Annotated in this window: 18 protein-coding genes; 6 read left to right on the top strand and 12 right to left on the bottom strand. The window is 64.2% G+C overall.

Features of this window, described 5'->3' with window-relative positions:
• Positions 1-200 precede the first annotated feature (200 nt).
• The 6 genes from AS26_RS10920 to AS26_RS10895 all read left to right on the top strand — a co-directional run bounded on the left by AS26_RS10920 (position 201) and on the right by AS26_RS10895 (position 7,617).
• The gene (locus AS26_RS10920; RefSeq protein ID WP_281176962.1) at positions 201-518 is read left to right on the top strand and encodes a GntR family transcriptional regulator; all 318 of its coding nucleotides are present in this window, start codon (positions 201-203) and stop codon (positions 516-518) included.
• Entirely contained in the window at positions 518-1,435 is a 918-nt protein-coding gene (locus AS26_RS10915) for an ABC transporter ATP-binding protein (protein WP_062309420.1), read from the top strand. The genes AS26_RS10920 and AS26_RS10915 overlap by 1 nt, the downstream gene beginning before the upstream one ends.
• Positions 1,416-2,387 carry a hypothetical protein gene (locus AS26_RS10910; protein WP_062309430.1) on the top strand — a complete coding sequence of 324 codons (972 nt, stop codon included), beginning with the start codon at positions 1,416-1,418 and terminating at the stop codon, positions 2,385-2,387. Before AS26_RS10915 ends, AS26_RS10910 begins: the two co-directional genes overlap by 20 nt.
• A gap of 20 nt (positions 2,388-2,407) precedes the next feature.
• Positions 2,408-3,322 (top strand): ABC transporter ATP-binding protein, encoded by a 915-nt coding sequence (locus AS26_RS10905; protein WP_062309428.1) that lies wholly within the window; start codon positions 2,408-2,410, stop codon positions 3,320-3,322.
• The gene (locus AS26_RS10900) at positions 3,319-4,389 is read left to right on the top strand and encodes an ABC transporter permease (RefSeq protein WP_062309419.1); all 1,071 of its coding nucleotides are present in this window, start codon (positions 3,319-3,321) and stop codon (positions 4,387-4,389) included. Before AS26_RS10905 ends, AS26_RS10900 begins: the two co-directional genes overlap by 4 nt.
• Before the next feature lie 102 nt (positions 4,390-4,491).
• Positions 4,492-7,617 (top strand): efflux RND transporter permease subunit, encoded by a 3,126-nt coding sequence (locus AS26_RS10895; RefSeq protein WP_062309417.1) that lies wholly within the window; start codon positions 4,492-4,494, stop codon positions 7,615-7,617.
• 11 nt (positions 7,618-7,628) lie between these two features.
• Here the strand turns inward: AS26_RS10895 and aroA are convergent, their stop codons facing one another.
• From aroA to AS26_RS10835, 12 genes are all read right to left on the bottom strand, one after another.
• Positions 7,629-8,981 carry a 3-phosphoshikimate 1-carboxyvinyltransferase gene (aroA, locus tag AS26_RS10890; protein WP_062309415.1) on the bottom strand — a complete coding sequence of 451 codons (1,353 nt, stop codon included), beginning with the start codon at positions 8,979-8,981 and terminating at the stop codon, positions 7,629-7,631.
• Positions 8,981-9,466 carry a nitroreductase family protein gene (locus tag AS26_RS10885; protein WP_062309412.1) on the bottom strand — a complete coding sequence of 162 codons (486 nt, stop codon included), beginning with the start codon at positions 9,464-9,466 and terminating at the stop codon, positions 8,981-8,983. Before AS26_RS10885 ends, aroA begins: the two co-directional genes overlap by 1 nt.
• 22 nt (positions 9,467-9,488) lie before the next feature.
• Positions 9,489-10,415: a sulfotransferase family protein gene (locus AS26_RS10880; RefSeq protein ID WP_062309410.1), complete on the bottom strand. Its 927-nt coding sequence runs from the start codon at positions 10,413-10,415 to the stop codon at positions 9,489-9,491.
• A gap of 3 nt (positions 10,416-10,418) precedes the next feature.
• A complete protein-coding gene (cysC, locus tag AS26_RS10875; protein ID WP_062309408.1) occupies positions 10,419-11,054 on the bottom strand; it encodes an adenylyl-sulfate kinase in 636 nt (211 codons plus the stop codon).
• 9 nt (positions 11,055-11,063) lie between these two features.
• Positions 11,064-12,281, bottom strand: coding sequence for a glycosyltransferase family protein (locus AS26_RS10870; protein ID WP_062309406.1), 1,218 nt, complete (start codon positions 12,279-12,281; stop codon positions 11,064-11,066).
• A 62-nt stretch (positions 12,282-12,343) separates the two neighbouring features.
• Positions 12,344-13,093 carry an EAL domain-containing protein gene (locus tag AS26_RS10865; protein ID WP_245629733.1) on the bottom strand — a complete coding sequence of 250 codons (750 nt, stop codon included), beginning with the start codon at positions 13,091-13,093 and terminating at the stop codon, positions 12,344-12,346.
• Position 13,094: 1 nt separating this feature from the next.
• Positions 13,095-13,478: a TIGR02328 family protein gene (locus AS26_RS10860; RefSeq protein WP_062309404.1), complete on the bottom strand. Its 384-nt coding sequence runs from the start codon at positions 13,476-13,478 to the stop codon at positions 13,095-13,097.
• Positions 13,479-13,638: 160 nt separating this feature from the next.
• The gene (locus AS26_RS10855) at positions 13,639-14,265 is read right to left on the bottom strand and encodes a trimeric intracellular cation channel family protein (protein ID WP_062309426.1); all 627 of its coding nucleotides are present in this window, start codon (positions 14,263-14,265) and stop codon (positions 13,639-13,641) included.
• Positions 14,266-14,408: 143 nt separating this feature from the next.
• Positions 14,409-14,615, bottom strand: a complete 207-nt coding sequence (locus AS26_RS10850; RefSeq protein WP_062309402.1) for a DUF2397 family protein — start codon at positions 14,613-14,615, stop codon at positions 14,409-14,411.
• Positions 14,616-14,809: 194 nt separating this feature from the next.
• Complete coding sequence (locus AS26_RS10845; RefSeq protein ID WP_062309400.1) at positions 14,810-15,328, bottom strand: hypothetical protein; 519 nt, start codon at positions 15,326-15,328, stop codon at positions 14,810-14,812.
• A gap of 262 nt (positions 15,329-15,590) precedes the next feature.
• Positions 15,591-16,259, bottom strand: a complete 669-nt coding sequence (locus AS26_RS10840; protein WP_174519942.1) for a type 1 glutamine amidotransferase domain-containing protein — start codon at positions 16,257-16,259, stop codon at positions 15,591-15,593.
• Between the two features lie 186 nt (positions 16,260-16,445).
• Positions 16,446-17,709: SpoVR family protein (locus AS26_RS10835; RefSeq protein ID WP_062309422.1), on the bottom strand; the 1,264-nt coding region annotated here is incomplete at its 5' end.

Genomic DNA, 17,709 nt, shown 5'->3' with positions numbered 1-17,709 from the left:
CGGCCGCTTGACATCGTCATCCAGCCCACGTATACTGCCGGTGTACTATTCGAACTAGTACACACGGAACACAGAGCCGGTGCGCCGGCGGGCCGATAGAGGGGGTGATGGCCTTGTGGCTTCGGGTGGATCCTCGGTCTCCCACACCGGTCTACCAGCAGATTGTGGATGGCATCAAGGCGGCCGTGGCGGCAGGCTGACTGAAGCCCGGTGATCGCCTTCCCTCCGTGCGCGATCTCGCCGTCTCCCTCGCCATTAACCACAACACGGTCGCGAGGGCGTATCAGGAGCTCGAGCGAAGCCGAGTGATTGAGGTCGTCCGAGGCCGGGGCACGTTCGTGGCAAACCCGGGTCAGCGTCCGCCCCCGGATGTCGAGGAGCGCGTCCATAAGCTTCGCGACACTCTGCGGCTCGCGTGGATCGAAGCCTACCATCTCGGCCTCGCCGAAGACGCCTTCGAGGAGATGTTTCACCAGGCGCGCGACGATGCGCGAGGCGAGCGAAAGGAGGAGGCATAGTGGACATCATCCTCTCCGTTCAGCAACTGTCCAAGCACATTCGAGGACAGGTGGCACTTGGCTCTGTCACCTTCTCCGTCCCCGAAGGCTCCGTCCACGGAATCCTGGGCGTGAATGGTTCCGGCAAAACGACGCTGTTGCGCATCCTGGCGGGGCTCTACCGGCCGGATGGCGGCGAAGTGGTCTGGATGGAAAGGCCCGTGAGCCCTTGGGACGATTCGGCCTGGCGCAGCCAGGTGGCCTTTGTGGATCCCACGGTCTCCCTGCCCGCGCGGTGGACGCTCCAGGACTTTCAGACGTACGGTCGGCTCATGTACGAGCGCTGGGATGAAAACCGATTTCGCAGCCTGCTGAGACAGCTCGACCTGCCTCTCGGCCAGCGCGTCCACCAGTTTTCGCTCGGCATGCGCATGCGCGCGAAGCTCGCGTTCGCGCTCGCCACACGCCCCCGCCTGCTTCTGCTCGACGAACCCACCACGGGGCTCGATCCCGTCGTGCGCCGCCAGATCTGGCAGTGGCTCGTCGGCGAAGCGGCCGATTCGGGTGCCTCCCTGCTTGTGGCGACGCACGCCGTCGACGACGTGGAGCGCCTGGCGGACAGCCTCACGGTGTTGTACCGGGGGCGCTCGGTCTGGTCGGGTCCACTGGAGGAGGCGAAAGAAAGGTTTGTGAAACTGGTGGTTCGCCCCGAAGGGCGCACCCCGCTCCACGCGTTGGACGATGCGCTCGGCTGGGAAAAGGGCGGGGATTCCTTCAGCGCCGTGGTGGAGCGGGCGTCGTTGGACCACGTCCGAGACCAACTTCGCGCGGCGGGCATTCATCAGGTCGCTGTCCAGGAACACCTCCCGTTGGACGAATGGTTTCGCCTGCTGATGCGGAAGGAGGGATACGCCTTTGATGCCGACGAAAGCGCCTAGGGCCGTGTGGTGGTACACGTGGCGCTCTCTGCGCTGGTGGCTCGTGACCACGCCGTTTGTGCTAGGCCGCGGTTTGCTATCTGGCTTTCTCTTCGCAAACGCTCCACATGCGCTGCGCCAAGAACTTGTGCGGCTGGCAATGGGCCAGGAGGCCAACGTGCTGGACCTCGGTGTCCTCTGGTCCATCGGCCTGGGCGTTGTCGGACTTGCGACGCGCCGCGTGGAGCTGATGAGTGTCCTGGCCGGCCCTGCCCGGCGGCGAGACGTGTACGGCGCTCACGCCTTCCTCACGGGAGGAACCCTCGTCATCAGCCAAATCTTGTGTCTCGTTGGCCTGTGGGCGCTCAATGCCCGCATGGGGCTGCCCGCCAGCCAGGCGCTCGTCGCACACGTGATGTTCAAGCGCCTGCTCGTCGATCTCGCAGCCTGGAGCGCGGGCGTCGCGGCCGCGGCCACCATCGCACATCCCGTCGCCGCCGGGATCTCGGCCATCGGCGTCGCGGGCTTTCCGGTATACGCAGGCACGTTCATCGAATACGTGAGCTCGAAGTGGAACGGGCCGCACCCGTCGCCCCTGTCGAACGACATCATGCACTTGTCACCCCTGATGCTGCTGGACCGGACGACGGGCGGAGCGCTCGTCGCCTACGGGATATGGTTCGTCGCCTGGATTGCCCTGTGGCTCGCCCTCGGAGCCGCGCTATTCGAGCGACTCCCGTTGGAACACCTGAACGAGGTCTTTCCGTTTGCTGTCTACCAGCGGCTGTTCGCGCTTGGCATCGCGCTCCTCGCAGGGTTTCTCGTGACCGTGTGGGCGGCGCAGGCCATGGGCCTCGGCGTCGGCAAAGCGGCGGCCATCGAAGTGGTCCTCATCTGGATGGCGTCCTGCACCATCCTGTACGCCCTGCGCAGCCGCCGTCCATTCTTCCGCTTGAGGAGGTGGGATTCGTGAATGTTGAACATGAGGGATCCGTGCACGTGTTGCAACTGTTTGACGTCAGCAAGCGCATCGGGGGCCGCGAAATTGTCCGCCAACTGAACATGAGTGTGCGCGCAGGCGAGGTCTACGGCTTCCTCGGGCCAAACGGCGCCGGCAAAACCACCACCATCCGCATGATTGTCGGCCTCATCCGGCCCACGCGCGGCGCCATCCGCGTGTGCGGCCACGATGTCGAACGCGATCCCGTCAACGCCAAGCGGCACCTCGGCGCCATCGTCGAAAATCCCGAAATGTACGGGTATCTCACCGGCCGGCAGAACCTGCTCCACTACGCGCGGCTGGCAGGCGTGGACCACATCGAAGCGCGCATCGAGCGCGTGGCCAAGCGCGTCGGCCTCGAGGATCGCATCGACGAGAAAGTCAAGCGCTACTCGCTCGGCATGCGTCAGCGCCTCGGCGTCGCGCAGGCGCTCATCGCCGATCCGAAGCTGCTCGTGCTCGACGAACCCACCAACGGGCTCGATCCGGCCGGCATCCGCGAGTTTCGCGAGCTCGTCCGCGCCCTCGCCGCCGAAGGCCTGGCCGTCTTTGTCTCGAGCCACCTGCTCTCGGAGGTCGAGCAGATGTGCGATCGCGTCGCGGTCCTGCAGCAGGGCCGCGTCATCGCGGAGGCCAGCGTGGCGGAGCTCCGCGCCAGGGCAGGCTCCTTGCTTCTGCGCGTGTCGCGCTGGGACGAGGCGGCCTCGTGGCTCCGAGCCCGCGGGTTTGACGTGGAAGGGAAGGACGGCCGATTGGTCGTCGCCCGCCTCGACGACGCCCGCGTCGCATCACTCCTTCGCGATCTCGTGGCAGCCGGATTCGACGTCTACGAGGCGGCGCGCACCGGCGGGTTAGAGCAATCGTTTCTCGCGCTCACAGGCGCAGAATCGGGAGGGGATACGCGATGAGACTCTGGCGCGTCGTGCAAAACGAATGGATGAAGCTCGTGCGCCGCAGGCGGCTCGCTGTCGTGGTGGCGCTCGCCCTGTGCCTCGTGGGCATGTTTGCCTTGGGGGAACATCATGAGAGGCAAATCTACAGCCGCGTTCCGACCCAGGCGGAGGTGTCCGCCGACTGGCGGGCCAGCGCCCAGGCGAACCTTAGGGCGGCGGAAGCACAGCTTCGTCTTCTGAAAGACTCATCCGCCAACTCCGCCGGCGCCGCGCAGACGCTCGCGGAGCTTCAACAGAACGTCCAGGAGGATCGTTACCGCCTAGCGCGTGACGTGGCGCCGCTTTCGCCCAACCTGCTGGACGGCTGGTCCGAGACGAGCCAGTTTGTCGGCGTCGCCACCAAGACCTTCATTCCGCTGCTCGTCGTCATTCTCGTTGGCGACATGGTAGCCGGTGAAATGACCCAAGGCACCATCAAGCTACTTGTCGTGCGGCCCGTGCGCCGGCGCACCCTGCTTCTCGGCAAGTGGCTCGTGTCCGCCGCGTCGGCCGCCGCGCTTTCCTTTCTGCTCTGCTTCGCGTTTTTGGGCGTCGCGCTGGCCATCGACGGGCCACAGGGCGCCATGCAGCCCGAGTGGCTGAACATCCACGTGCGCTTCTTCACGCAACCAGGCGCCCTCCAAGCCACGCCCGTCGCCGTGTACAATCACGCCGTCGTCTGGCCGATGTGGCAGGCTTTTTTGCTCCAGAGCGCGCTCGTGGCCGGCGCCATGGTGGCCGTCGCGTCCATCGCCTTCACCTGCTCGGTCCTCTTTCCGTCGGCCATGGTCAGCACGTCCGCAGCCATGGGTTCCATCATCATCGGCTTCGTGGTCTCCGCCATGGCGCGCGGTCAATCCTGGGTGAGGATGCTCTTCACCACCCACCTGAGCCTCTACGGCGATCTCGCCGGCGGCACCTCGTTCACCATCGGTTCGCCGGTCACGCTTGCCCAAGGCGTCGCGGTGCTCCTCGCCTGGACCGCGGTGCTGCTCGCAGCCAGCTTCCTGCGATTTGGCCGCCAGGACATTCTGAACGCCTGAGGCACGCCCCGGTTCCTCCTTCGCCTTTCATCTTTTCTTCTGGATTGGCTTGCAAATGGCGGCCCGTCCGGCGACGATAGACGGAAGAAAGGAGCCGGGATCGTGCAACTTTCCAGATTCTCCATTCGCCGCCCCGTCACCATCACCATGCTGATGATTGCGCTCGTCGCCGTGGGTGTCTTCGCGCTCCTCCACCTACCGGAGGAGCTGTTTCCGAAACTCAACCTGCCCGTGGCGGCGGTGGTCACGTCGTGGAACGGCGCCTCGCCGGAAGAAGTGGAAAAACAAGTTTCGCACCCGCTTGAGCAGGCGCTCGAAGGGCTGTCCGGCGTCAACCTGATGGAGTCCCAGTCGACGGCCGGCAGTTCGCTCGTCATCGTCGAATTCAACTACGGCGTCAATCTGGACGAGGCACTGAACCAGATGCGCAGCCTGGTGAACCGCGTGCAGCCGGAGTTGCCGTCCGACGCGACGACGCCGCTCGTGCAACAGTTCGATCCCAACAGCCTGCCCATCATGCGCGTGGCCGTGTACGGATCCAAGGGGGTTTCGTTGCAAACCGTCTCCGATGCGGCAGCCAACGTCGTGGAGCCCGCCATCGAGCGGCTGAATGGCGTCGCGGGCGTTCAAGAAGCAGGCGGGCTCGTCCGCCAGATCACCGTCGAGGTGGATCCGGACAAGCTGAAGGCGTACCACCTGAGCATCGAGCAGGTGGTGAACGCCATCGCCGCGAACAACCTATCCGCAGACGCGGGAGAGGTCCAGAAGGGAAGCCTCCTCATCCCGCTGCACGTGAGCGGTGAAATCGCGTCCGCGTCGCAACTTGGAAATCTCGAGATTCCGCTGCCCTTGGGCGGGAACGTGAAGCTCAAGGACATCGCCCAGATTCAGGACGGCCACGCGCCCATCGAGCTCGTGAACACGGTCAACGACGCCCCGGCCGTGACCCTGTCCATCTCGCAGGCGTCCGACGCCAACATCGTGCAGGTGTCGAATGGGGTATGGCAGTCGCTTCCGTCTATTCAGGCCCAGTTGCCGCCGGGCGTCCACGTCGAGGTGCTCACGGACGACGCGCAGCCCGTGCGAGACACCATCCGCACCGTGGTCAACCACACCGTGCTCGGGTTCATCTTCGGCATCCTCGTCATCCTGCTCATTCTGCGCAGCGTGCGCTCCACCATCGTGGTGGCGGTGGCCATCCCCATCGCCACGCTGTCGACCTTCGCGCTCATGGCCGCCGCGGGGCTGTCCATCAACTCCATCACGCTTGGATCGCTCGCCGTGGGCCTCGGCTCGCTCGTCGACTTCTCCATCGTCGTGCTCGAATCCATCTTCCGATCTCGACAGCGCGGCCTGAGCCCAAGGGAAGCGGCGGTGGTGGGCACCGAAGAGGTGGGGCTGGCGGTGTTTGTGGCCGCGTGCGCCCAGATCAGCGTGTTTGCGCCGTCCATCTTTGTGCCGGGCATCGCAGGGCAATTTTTCAAGCCGCTGTCGCTCACCGTCTCGTTCTCGCACGTGGCCGCGCTGTTCGTCGCGCTCACGTTCACGCCCATGCTCGCGTCGCGCCTTCTCACGGGGCGCCGCTTCGACGAGCCGGATCGCCTGCCGGGTCGCGACGCGCCGATGCGCTGGTACGCGCCGTTTGACTGGTCCGCGCGCTTCATGCACGGGCTCACCCAACTGTACCGCCGGGCGCTTTCGTGGAGCCTGTCCCACAGAAAGACCATCTTCGCCGTCACCGCACTCATGTTCGTGGCGAGCGTGGCCACGGTGCCGAAGATTGGCTTCGAGCTCGTGCCGAATGTGGGCGAGGACGAGATCACGGTGAGCATCCAGACCCCGCCCGGCACGTCCCTGGCTGCGACGGAACGGGTGACGAAGCGCGTGGAGCAGCTCGCTCGGGCGCATCTGCACGGGATTGAGCAGATGGACGCGCAGATCGGCGGCAACACGTATGCCGCGCTGCCGGCCACCAACCAGGCGACGCTCACCGTGCGGTTCGAGGATTCCGTCTCGAGCGAGGCGGTTGAAGCGATGACGGCTCAGTTCAATCAGCTCGCCCAGTCGATTTCCGGCGCGGCGGTCACCGCATCCGCGGCGTCCGCGAACGGCGCGAGCGGGCCGACGTCGGATAAGGTTTCTGTGCAGATTCAGGGCCCGGATGTCGCCGAGTTGACGCGGCTCGCAAACGAGGTGGCGGCTGCCATGCACCGCGTGCGCGGCTTGGAAGACATTCAGAACGGCGCCACCACGGCGATGCCGAACGTCACGCTGAAACTCGATCCGGCCCTGCTCGCTCAGTACGGCCTGACGGCGCAGGCCGTGGAGAGCGTGCTGAAGGCGGACATCGGCGGACAAATTGCCTCGACGTACGACGTGAACGGCAACACGTACAACATCGTCGTCGAGATGCCGCCGAGTTACGCGCAGAACCTCAGCCATTTGCAGGATCTGACGGTGGAGAATCAGGCGGGGCAAATGGTGCCCGTGACGAAGCTCGGCACCGTGTCGAACGGCTCCGAGCCGCCAAGCATCACGCACATCAACGGGGTTCGCACCGTGGAGGTGACGGCGACGCCGTACGGCATCACGCAGGGCCGCGCGCAGCTGGAACTCGCCAAACAACTGACGTCGATCCACGTTCCTGAGGGATACAGTGTGGGATTCGGCCAAGGCGGTGCGTTCCTGCGCCAGACGATGTTCGACATGCTGTGGGCGTTCGTCTTCTCCGTGGCGCTTTTGTACATGCTGATGGCGAGTCTGTTTGAATCCTTGCTCACGCCATTTGTCATCATGTTCTCGCTGCCACCGACATTCATCGGGGCCGCTCTGGGCCTCGTGCTCACACATCGCTCGCTCAACGTGGACTCGGCCATCGGCGTGATCATGGTGATGGGCCTCGTGGCGAACAACGCGATTGTGCTCGTGGACTACGCCAACCGGCTGCGACGGGACGGCAAGCGCCTGCGCGAGGCGCTCATGGAAGCCGGCCCCGTTCGACTGCGCCCCATCCTCATGAGCACGGCGACGACGGTGCTCGCGATGCTGCCCCTCGTGATTGGCTACGGCAAGGGCGTGGAGACGCTCGCGTCCATGGCGACGGTCATCGCGTTTGGACTCACGTTCTCCACCCTGGTGACGCTCGTTTTGGTGCCCGCGGTGTATTTGGCCCTGGCGGGAAAGCGCGACGAGCGAAAAGAGGCTGCCCAGGCGCGCTATGCGCCCTGAGCAGCCTCTCGTTATGGGACGAGATCGACCGGAACGCCCATCTCTCGCAGGTGATGAAAAAACGTCGGACAGGTCTTCGAGACGCAGCCCGGATCCTCAATCTCGACGCCGTCCGCGCGCAGGGCGAGCACAGAGAGCGCCATGGCGACGCGGTGATCGTCGTACGAGGGAAGCCGCGCGGGCCGAGGCGCGCTCGGATAGACGACGACGCCGTCCTCCCGCTCCTCGGCGCGGACGCCCACGCGCGCGAGGCTCTCGACAATGACCCGGATCCGGTCCGACTCGTGATGCCGGATATGGCCGACGCCGGTGATTTCAATCGGACCGTCCGCGAACGGAGCCAGAAACGCAAGGGTGAGCGTCTGATCCGACATCTCCTTCATGCTGATGGAGAAACCGCCGCGAAGCGTCGCAGGACCTCTGACCTCGATGCCCGCGTCCGACGACGTCACCTCGCACCCCATCTTCGCGAGCACGTCGACGAAGTGGACGTCGGGCTGGCGCGTGCCGCGCGCGAGGTTCGTCACCCGCACCCGCCCGCCCGTGACGGCGGCGGCCGCGAAGAAGTAACAGGCCGTGGACGCGTCCGCCTCGATGTCGTACCGGCGGCCGCGATACCTCGCGGTGTCGACCGAGATGGAGGCGAGATCGTCCGCAGCCGCGCACTGCGCGCCGAACGCGCGCATCATGTCGAGCGTGATGTGCACGTAGGCGTGCTGGACGATGTGGTCCACGATGCGCACGGTCACCGGCGCGCGCGCGTAGGGCGCCGCGATGAGCACCCCGCTCACGAACTGCGACGACTGCGCGCCCGACATCTCGACCGCTCCGCCGGCGAGCCCTCGCGCCTTGAGGCGAATGGGCAGCGTGTCGGGGCGCTCGAGCGGCTCGATGTCGGCCCCAAGCGCACGCAGCACCCGAAACAGTTCGCCCATCGGCCGCTCGTTCATCCGGCGGCTGCCCGAAATCTCGTACTCGCCGGTTGTGGCCGCGAGCGCGGCCGTGAGAAACCTCGCCGTCGTGCCGCCGGCGCCCGTGTACACGCGCGCCTCGCTTTGCGGGAACTGCCCATTGCAGCCCGTCAGGCGCACGACGTCTCCCTCCACCTCAACCGGGACGCCGAGCGAGCGCAGCGCCTCGATGCACCAGTACGCGTCGTCGCTTCGCAGAATGCCCGACAGCACCGACTCGCCCTCCGCCATCGCGGCGATGACGAGCGCCCGATTCGTCACGCTCTTCGATCCCGGCACGCGCACGTCCGCGTCCACCGGGCCGCTGGCAGGCCCCACCCGCGCGAGCCGGTAGCCCCCGAGCGCCCAGGGCGATCTCGCCTCCAGATCCGCGCCCTGCCTCGCGTCCGCCATCAGGGCACCCGCCGGATCTTTTCGGCAATGGGCGTGCGCGGTTTCGCCGGCGGAACCTCCTCCGGATAGCCCAAGCCGATGATGTTGGCAATGTCGTAGTCGTCCGACACGCCGAGCACCTGGCGCGCGTGCTCCTGCCAGCCGATGGACGTCCAGCGAATCCCAGCGCCGTGGGCCTCCGCAATCAGGCTCAGGTTCTCGAGAAAACACGCGACCGCCATCAGGTTCTCGTCGCGCTCCATCTGCGAGTTGCCCCGCTTGCTGAGCACCGCGAGCACCACCGGGGCGTCCCCGAAGTTCGCGCCGTGGCGCAGATTCATCCGCGCCTCGTCTCCCACCACGATGATCTCCCACGGCTCCGTCATCTTGTGGTTCGGCGCGTTCGTCGCCTCCTGCAGCCAGCTCATCCACGTCGCTTCATCGATGGGATCCGGCTTGAACTGCTTGATGTGCCGGCGCCCTCGAATTGCCTCCAAGACCTCCATGAATCTCCCCCTCTCGCACCTTTCACTGCGATCCCGCGGCGCGCTTCGGTCTGCGCCATGCGGAGAGATCGCGGCCGAGCACCTCCTCGAGGCGCGCCACGTCCGGCGCAAAGAACGCCGTGAGCTCCTCCCGGAGGTCGGGCTCCATTTCTATCCGCCCGAGCACCATCGACTTCGCCCGGTTGCCCCAGCGTTCGCGCACCGCGGCCGGAATGAACGGCTTCACGATTTCCTTCAGCGCGTTCGGCTTCGCGATGAAGTTGTAGAGCGATCTCGACTTGGGCACGCCCGACTCGTTGTGGCGGATCGAGGTGTCGGGAACGAAGTCGGTGGACACGCCGAGGAAAGCGCAGCAGTCGCGCACTACCTGGACGGGATCGCGCGCGAAGTCCTCAAACAGGATCACCTTGACCTGCTCGCGCCCGAACACGTCGAGGTATCGCTTCACCTGCGCCGCATACAGGCCGACGGCACGATAATACCACAGCGGCTCGTAATGTTGCCGGATGCGCTCCTCCTCCTTGGCGAGCGACTCGCGGAACGAAAGCGTCTCGCGTTCGTCGCGCACCAGGTGCATGTAGGCGGAGAAGGCGCGATCGACCGGATTGCGCAGCATGATGAGGATCTTGGCGTCGGGGTACGCGTCGTGCATCCGCTGCGCCGTGCCGGGGTAGAACAGGTAAAACACCGACGCCTCGCCGACGGCCCGCTCGCCTCGGACGCCGTCGAACAGCCGAAGGTACTGGGCCTCATCCCGAATCGTGTACAAGTTCATGCCCTCGTCGCCGGGACCCGTGAAACGCTCGGGAAAATCGGGGATGGAGAAGAAGTGCGCCTCTTTCTTCGGTGGAATGTAGATGTCCGGGTGCTGGCTCAGATACCGGTCGAGCGAACTCGTGCCGCATTTTGCCGCGCCGACGATGAAGAAGTTGGGTCGCGCCACGTCCATCCCCTACCTTTCCCCGGCCGCCCGCTCGGCCGCGGCGCCGTCTTGCAGACCCAGGTGTCCCGCTTCCTCGAGGTGATGGAGAATGGCTTTGACGCACGCTTCGACGGACATGCGATCCGTCCGCACGACCACGTCCGGCGCTTCCGGCGGCTCGTAGGGGTCGTCGATGCCCGTGAAACCCTTGATCTCCCCCGCCAGCGCTCGCCGATAGAGCCCCTTCGGATCGCGCGACTTGCAGACCTCGACCGGGCAGTCGACAAACACCTCGATGAACTCGCCCGGTTCAAAAAGCGCCCGAGCCGCCTCGCGATCCCGCCTGTACGGGGAGATGAGCCCGCAAATCACGATGACGCCCGCGTCCACAAACAGCTTGGCCACCTCGGCCGTCCGGCGGATGTTCTCCGCGCGATGGTCCGCCGAAAAGCCGAGATCGCGATTCAGCCCATGGCGGAGATTGTCGCCGTCCAAGAGATACGTGTGCACGCCTCGCTCGTGCAGCGCGAGCTCCAGCGCGCAGGCGATGGTCGATTTGCCCGATCCCGACAGACCTGTCAGCCACACCACACAACTCGAATGCCCGTTCAATCGGCGCCTGTCCGCCTTCGTCACCGGCGTCGGCTGCCACACGATGGTACTCATCGCTCACCCTCACTTCATGTGTGTCTCCCCCAACAGACGCTCCATGTGAGCCGCGAGTTTCCCGACGACTTCTGCACTGGAGTACGCCATGGGCACGGGCACGGAGAACGACTCGCCGCGCTGATACGCGTCCATCATCGCCACCATGGCGGACGCGATCCCGTCCACGTCGCGGGGGCTGCAGACGACGTGCCCCTGCGCGCGCAGGATGTCCGCGGCCGTCCCCTCCACGTCCGTAATACCCAGTATCTTCCTTCCAGCTCCCAAATAATCGATGAGCTTCGAGGCCAAAAACGGGTTGCGCCCCGTGGCCGATGGCGCATCGATGAGGACCAACACGTCCGCCTGCCGCATGCGCGCGAGGCTGTCGAGATACGACACCCTTCCCTTGCGAATCGGGACGGGCGATTGCGCCACGATTGGCTCGAACTTCGACTCGACGTTGCCGTAAAACTCCACAGCCACGCGTTGCCGCATGCCGGGACGCTCGCTGAGCGCATTCTCAAGCCCCACCACAAAAGGCTCCGGCGAGCGCTGTCCGTAGAAGTCGCCGAGGTACGCAAACAGCAGTTTGTCCGCGATCTCTGCCGGGCGCTCGACGCGCTCCGGGTAGAGCTCTGGCATGAAGTGATGGGGCAGGACGATGGACTTGTCCGCGACGGGCACCTGCGGATACAGATGAACGTATTGGTCAAGGATTTCCTGCGTGGGAAACACGAGCGCGTCCGCTTTGGCGACGACCGCCCGCTCATTCGCCTCGTCGAACGCTTTGCGCCGCGGCGTGCGGCTCATGTGGTACGGATTGTGCGCCCAAGGATCGCTGAACTGAGCAATCCACGGTTTCCCCGTCCGCAGCTTCCAGCGAAGCGCGAGGAGATGGCTCGCGCCGGGCTGGGAACGGCTGTAGAGGAGATCGACGGGAAGGTCCATGGAGGCCGGCGTCTGCCTCGCCCACAGCCACGCTTCGTCGGCGAACCGCCCGATGATCTTTTCCAGCGCGCGGCGCGGCTTGTACGCAGACGGCATCCAGGTGGGAAGCCGCTCCACCTCGATGTCGTCCGGGAGGGCGAGCGTCGCATCGGCCGACGGGACACTCGCCGTGATGAGGCGCAGGCGGAACCAGTTTTTCAGCACCTTGAGCGTCTTCCACACCAGAATCGACTCAGCGTTCAACACAGGCGGCGCGTGGTATGAAATGACCGCGACAGTCGGTTTTGCGTTGGGCAACGGATGCTCCCCCTGTCCGAAAGATACATCCGTAGTATAGCGAAACGGTCCGCTGCCGGAACTCACGCCCGCGGCAGCCATGCGACCGATCCGTCCGGAACCTCAAGCGAGGGCCGCCGATAGAAGGCGAGAATGTCCCGCAGATGGGCGACGTCATCGACGCGTTCCGTTTCCACCACCTCAAACACGAGCCTGGACGGATGGACGGCGTGTCGCTCTGCAGCCGCGAACGTCGACTGCAGGCAATGCTCGGGCGCGTAGATGGCGGTCGGAACGAAATTGACGAAGACGTCCCAGTCCGCGGGCAGCCGGCTCGCGGTCGCGATGGCCTCGATCCGACAGGCGCGATCGAGCGCAAACAGCCTGGATGGCTCGCGCGCCGCCTCAAAGAGCGCGTGCGGCGAAATGAAGCTTCCGTCCGAGGCCGTGGCTCGGACGAGCATTTCACACGCGACCACGGTCCTCTTCGTCAAGTCCACGATGGGCTGCATGGCCATGCGGATGGCGCGCCTGGCGAGCAATTCATCCACCCAAAGGGACGGCAGGCCACCGACAAACGCGTCAAACGGGCGAGCCGCCCCATCGCCCCCATCGGGGCCCTCCCATTCGACGCGCCACGCACGCGTATCGAAGAACGCTTGCCAGTATGCTGCGCGCGCCACAAACACGTCAGGGGGCATCAAGACGGACGTCGCATCCAGCCAGTGCACAGAACGTGCAGACGCGAGGGAGCGCCTCACGCCCTCCGCGTCACTGTCCGGAACCTTCAGCGTGATGCCAGTACGCCAAGCCTCACATCCAGGACACGTCATCTCAAAAACCTCCGCGCGATTCAAGCAGGATACCCTTCGCTCTTAGGTTTTCGAGACAATCGGCGAGATACCTGTCGTCGTGTTCTGGATAGATGGGCGACGACTCGGCATAGCGAGAAGGGTCAATGTCCGCGAGCGGCGCCCGCCTTCCCCGATAGCGCGGATCCCACCAGGCGGGATCTACATGGTACCCTCGGCGCTCCATCTCCTCCGTGACCAGCCGGTGGTACTGAACCAAATACTCGTACGGATGCTGAAAGACGTAGTTCACCGTCGCGTGGGGCCGATTCCAGCCGAGTCCGCGCAGCGCACAACACTCCCGGTGCTGCCCCAGCAGTTGTGCTCGCGGAAGCTTCGGAATCAGCGCTTCATGCCAGAGTCTCACAGTCGCAGGACGCCCTTTCACCAAGCGGCCATGGCGCTGTCGAGGGGTCTGAAACCCTCCCCCTCAGCGTACAGGGCCAACCTTGAAATTTTCTTGAGGAATTTTTGAGATTTCCAATCCACCGGGGCGCCGACGTCAAAGAGCGCCTACCCCATCCCGTTCAGGCGCCGAACGACCTCGTGGTCTCATCCGGCGGGCCAGTCCGAGGAAGATGCCAATTCCAACGAACGGACAAAATGCGAAGCGTGGCGACCAGGGCAAAGAGCAGATATTCTTCCCACGCCGCCCGAATGAGGCCGAGCCCCACCGCGGCGCCGGCCAGCATCGCCCAAATGGCGTAAATCTCGGTCTGAAAGACGAGCGGCTTTCGGGACGCGAGGAGATCGCGGATGAGCCCGCCGCCAATCCCAGTCATCAGGGCAGCCACAACCGTGGTCACAAACGTGCTGTGCACCCGATACGCGTACATTGCGCCCTCGACCGCGAACGCCGCCAGGCCGATGGCGTCGAAGAAGCTGACGATCCGGCGAAAGCGGTGCACGAAGCCGTACGGCAGGATGAGCACGGCCGTGATCGTCAGGGCAGCCGTCAGAAACAGCACCGGCTGATGCCAGATCTGCGCAACCGGCAGCCCGACGATGAGGTTGCGGATCATGCCGCCGCCGAATGCGGCCACAAAACCAAGCACATACACGCCGAGCCAGTCGTACCGCTCTTCCATGGCCACGATCGATCCGCTCAAGGCGAACGCGATGGTTCCGACGACGTTCAGTACACTCCAGACGATGGAACATTCCTCCTTATGCAAACTGTTTGAGCGCCAGGGAGCGCACGAACATAGGCGCCCTCAGCGAGGAGACATGGCCTTCGCATCCGCCACAAGCAGGTCGAGAAACTGCTCCTGAAACTGAGACACAACACCTGGAGGTCCTATTCGCACTGCTCCAGCGTGTAGTCCTGGATGAGCCCCGTGTGAAGCACGGCGCCGTGAACGTCCAGGGGGCGAAGCCAGTAGCGACGCTTCATGTGATTTTCATAGAACACGCGCATGATCAGATGATAACGCGAAACGTTCTCCGCGTTCAGATATTTGAACTCGGACAAGGACTTCAGATGTTCTGGGCCGATGTTTGGCAAGCGCTCACCCCCAAGGCGAACGGACTGCAATCACCTTGCCCTACATCTTACCTCATTCCCGAGGGCGTGGAGCGGAGGGGGCATTCGGAAGGCGGGCATGCGGGGAAAGCGTTTGGCCTCGCGACGTGATGTGAGGAAAGCGAAAGGCGCGGAAACGAATTCCGCGCCTTTCACGCCTGGATGCCAATCGGGAGTCACTTCACATGCAGCGTGACAACGCTCGTCACACTGCTCTCGCCAACCACGGAGACGGAAAGCGTCAATTCCGCGCCCGCCTTGCCGAGATCCTTCGGCAGGGTCAGCGTCTCCGCGAAATCGCCTGCGGCGTTGGTGCCGATGATCTTCTGCACCAGCACCTTCTTTTCGCTGTTGGTCAAGGTGATTTGGACGTCCTTCTTGGCCAAATTCGACGAAACGCGGCCGTCCACCTTCAGCGCGGCGCCTGCGGCGACGCTCGTGCCGGCAGCAGGAGCCGCCAAGGTCACGGACGACTTGGCCGTCTCCGTCGCCTTGCCGGACGACTTCGCCTCGGTCTTATTCTCCTTGTGCGTCGAAGCGCTGGCCCCCTTGTGGTCGTGCTTCACTGTGACGGCTGTACTCGCCGCACCGCTCGACGTCGTGTTGTTCGCGCTCGCAGCTGTGCCGCAACCCGTCACCATCATGGCCGCTGCCGCCGCCACGCCCAACACGTACAGCATCGACTTGCGGTTCATACACCCATCTCCTCTTCTTGGTTTTTGTTTCTCGGGCATCGCATCATTCGACGCCCAAGATGGAATGTGCCACCCGGGCCTCAAAACCACCTCAGATGTAACCGCTTGAACCGTGGCAGTTTTGTGACGAGGACCATCCTGGGCCTGCCGTGCCACGAGGCTCGCCGCGGTGGGCGTTCGGTTTGCGCCATGGTGCAACGACAAAAAGGCGCCCCGCCTCCCCAACACGTGAGGAGCGGGACGCCAGTTGAGACGGAGGTTGTCAGCGGGATTGCTCGAGCGCCTCGATGACGGCTTTCGCGGCGCTGATGCCTGACTGCGGATTCTGCCCCGTGATGAGGTTGCCGTCTCGTTCGACGTGATCGGACCACGTCGGCTGGGCCACGAACTGCGCGCCAAGCTCGCGCAACCGCGTCTCCAGCATGAAGGGCACCTTGTCGTCGAGCTTGACGGCGCGCTCCTCCTCATTCGTAAACGCGGTTACGCGCTTGCCTTTGACGAGCGGATCGCCGTTCGAGAGCCGCACGTTGACGAGCCCAGCCGGACCGTGGCACACGGCGGCGACGACTTTGCCGGATTCCGCAAACGCGCGAATGAGCGCCTGGAGTTCCGCGCTGTTTGGGAAGTCAAACATGGTGCCGTGACCGCCGGGCAGGAAGATGGCGTCGAAATCGGACGCGGAGACCTGAGAGAGGGGAATGGTCCGCTTCAAAACCTCGACCGCCTCGGGCCACTGATTGAGCTCGCCGTTCTGCACGCTGCGCTCATCAATCGGCGCCTGCCCTCCGCGCGGGCTGGCCACCGTCACCTCGTACCCGGCTTGCTTAAACTCTGTATACGGCTCGGCAAATTCGGACAGCCATAGCCCTGTCGGGTGCCCGTCCGTCATCTTGTCTGCACTCGTGACGACCATCAAGACTTTCTTGGCCACACGCGTCACCCTTTCATTTTTAATGTCACTTACATATTACAAGTTTCATCACCCAGGCGCAAATGATTCGAGACATCGCTAGGGCCAGTCCCATCCTCGCATGTGTGGCAGGCGAAAGCCCCGCCTATGTGGCAGGGCTGCGCTTTGGCCTGCGTTTCATGCCGATCCCGCATCCAGGCATGAGCGTCAATCCTTTGCGAACGCTCTCTGCACTTTCTTCCCGTCAAAACTGAAGGTGACGTCCCGTCCTTCGACGACGGTCTGCAGGTGCACAGGACGGCCCCACAGGCGGTAGAAGTAGGGCAGCGTCTTTTCCAGGTGACGGAGATCGAGCTCCATCCCTTCGTACGCGTGGCGAATGAGCAGTTCGCCGTTGCGCCGGTAGTCCCCGTCCTCCACGTACAGCACAGGAATGCCGCCGTTGATGCGCGAAGCGACGAGCGCGTCTCGCACCTTCTCCCAATCCTTCTCGACGACGCGCCAGTCGTTACCCACCTTTTGATACACGTACAGATCGAGTTTTTCAATCAGGTCCTTGGTCAAATAGTTGCGCAAGAAGGAGACGTCCGTCTCGATCTCGCGCACCTCGAACATCTTCTCTCGCCCCTCACCCGGCCGACGGCCGTACCGCTCCTGCTCTTCCTTCGTCGGTTCGTTCCACCGCCGCTCAATGTCCTCCCAGATGGCGAGACCGACGTGATAGGGATTGATGCTCGTTCGGGAAGGCAACACGACGCCCGCGTGCATCTTGGCAAACTCCACGGCCTCTTCGTCCGACAGATCCATCTCCCGCATGATGCGCAGGTGCCAATACGTCGCCCAGCCCTCGTTCATGATTTTGGTCTCCAACTGAGGCCAAAAGTAGAGCATCTCCTCGCGCAGCATGGAGAGGACGTCCCGCTCCCACTCCTCAAGAACAGTGCTGTTCTCGATGATGAACAGCATCACGTCCTTGTTGAGGACGCGAGCTGGGAGCGGCTCTTCAACCTCCTCCGGCAGCGGACCGTCGAGGGCGAACAGATCGTCGTACGGGCCCGGCTGGCGCGGCTTTCGACCCGGTTCATGGCGCTCCCCCAGGCGCTTGCGGTACATGCGCTCCTTGGCGGCGCGGCGCGCGTTTCGCCCCTCCTCTGACGGATCGACGTGCTCGGCAATCGCGAGACCTGCGTCAAGCAGCTCCTCGACCCGGTGCCTCCCGTGTTCAAGCTCGTAATGATAAATTCGCTCGGCGCTCGACGCCATGCGCTCCACCATGTCTCGGGACGTGTGTCGGAACGCCGCATTGTTCTTAAAGAAATCGCAGTGCCCGAGCACGTGTGCACACACGGTCTTGTTTTGTAAGAGCGTGTTGCCGTCGAGCAAAAAGGCGTAGCACGGATTCGAGTTGATGACGAGCTCATAGATGCGGCTCAGGCCGAGATCGTATTCGAGCTTCATCTTATGGAATGTC

This window comes from Alicyclobacillus sendaiensis NBRC 100866 (assembly GCF_001552675.1).
GTDB lineage: Bacteria > Bacillota > Bacilli > Alicyclobacillales > Alicyclobacillaceae > Alicyclobacillus > Alicyclobacillus sendaiensis.
This window is presented reverse-complemented; position numbering and strand designations above follow the sequence as displayed.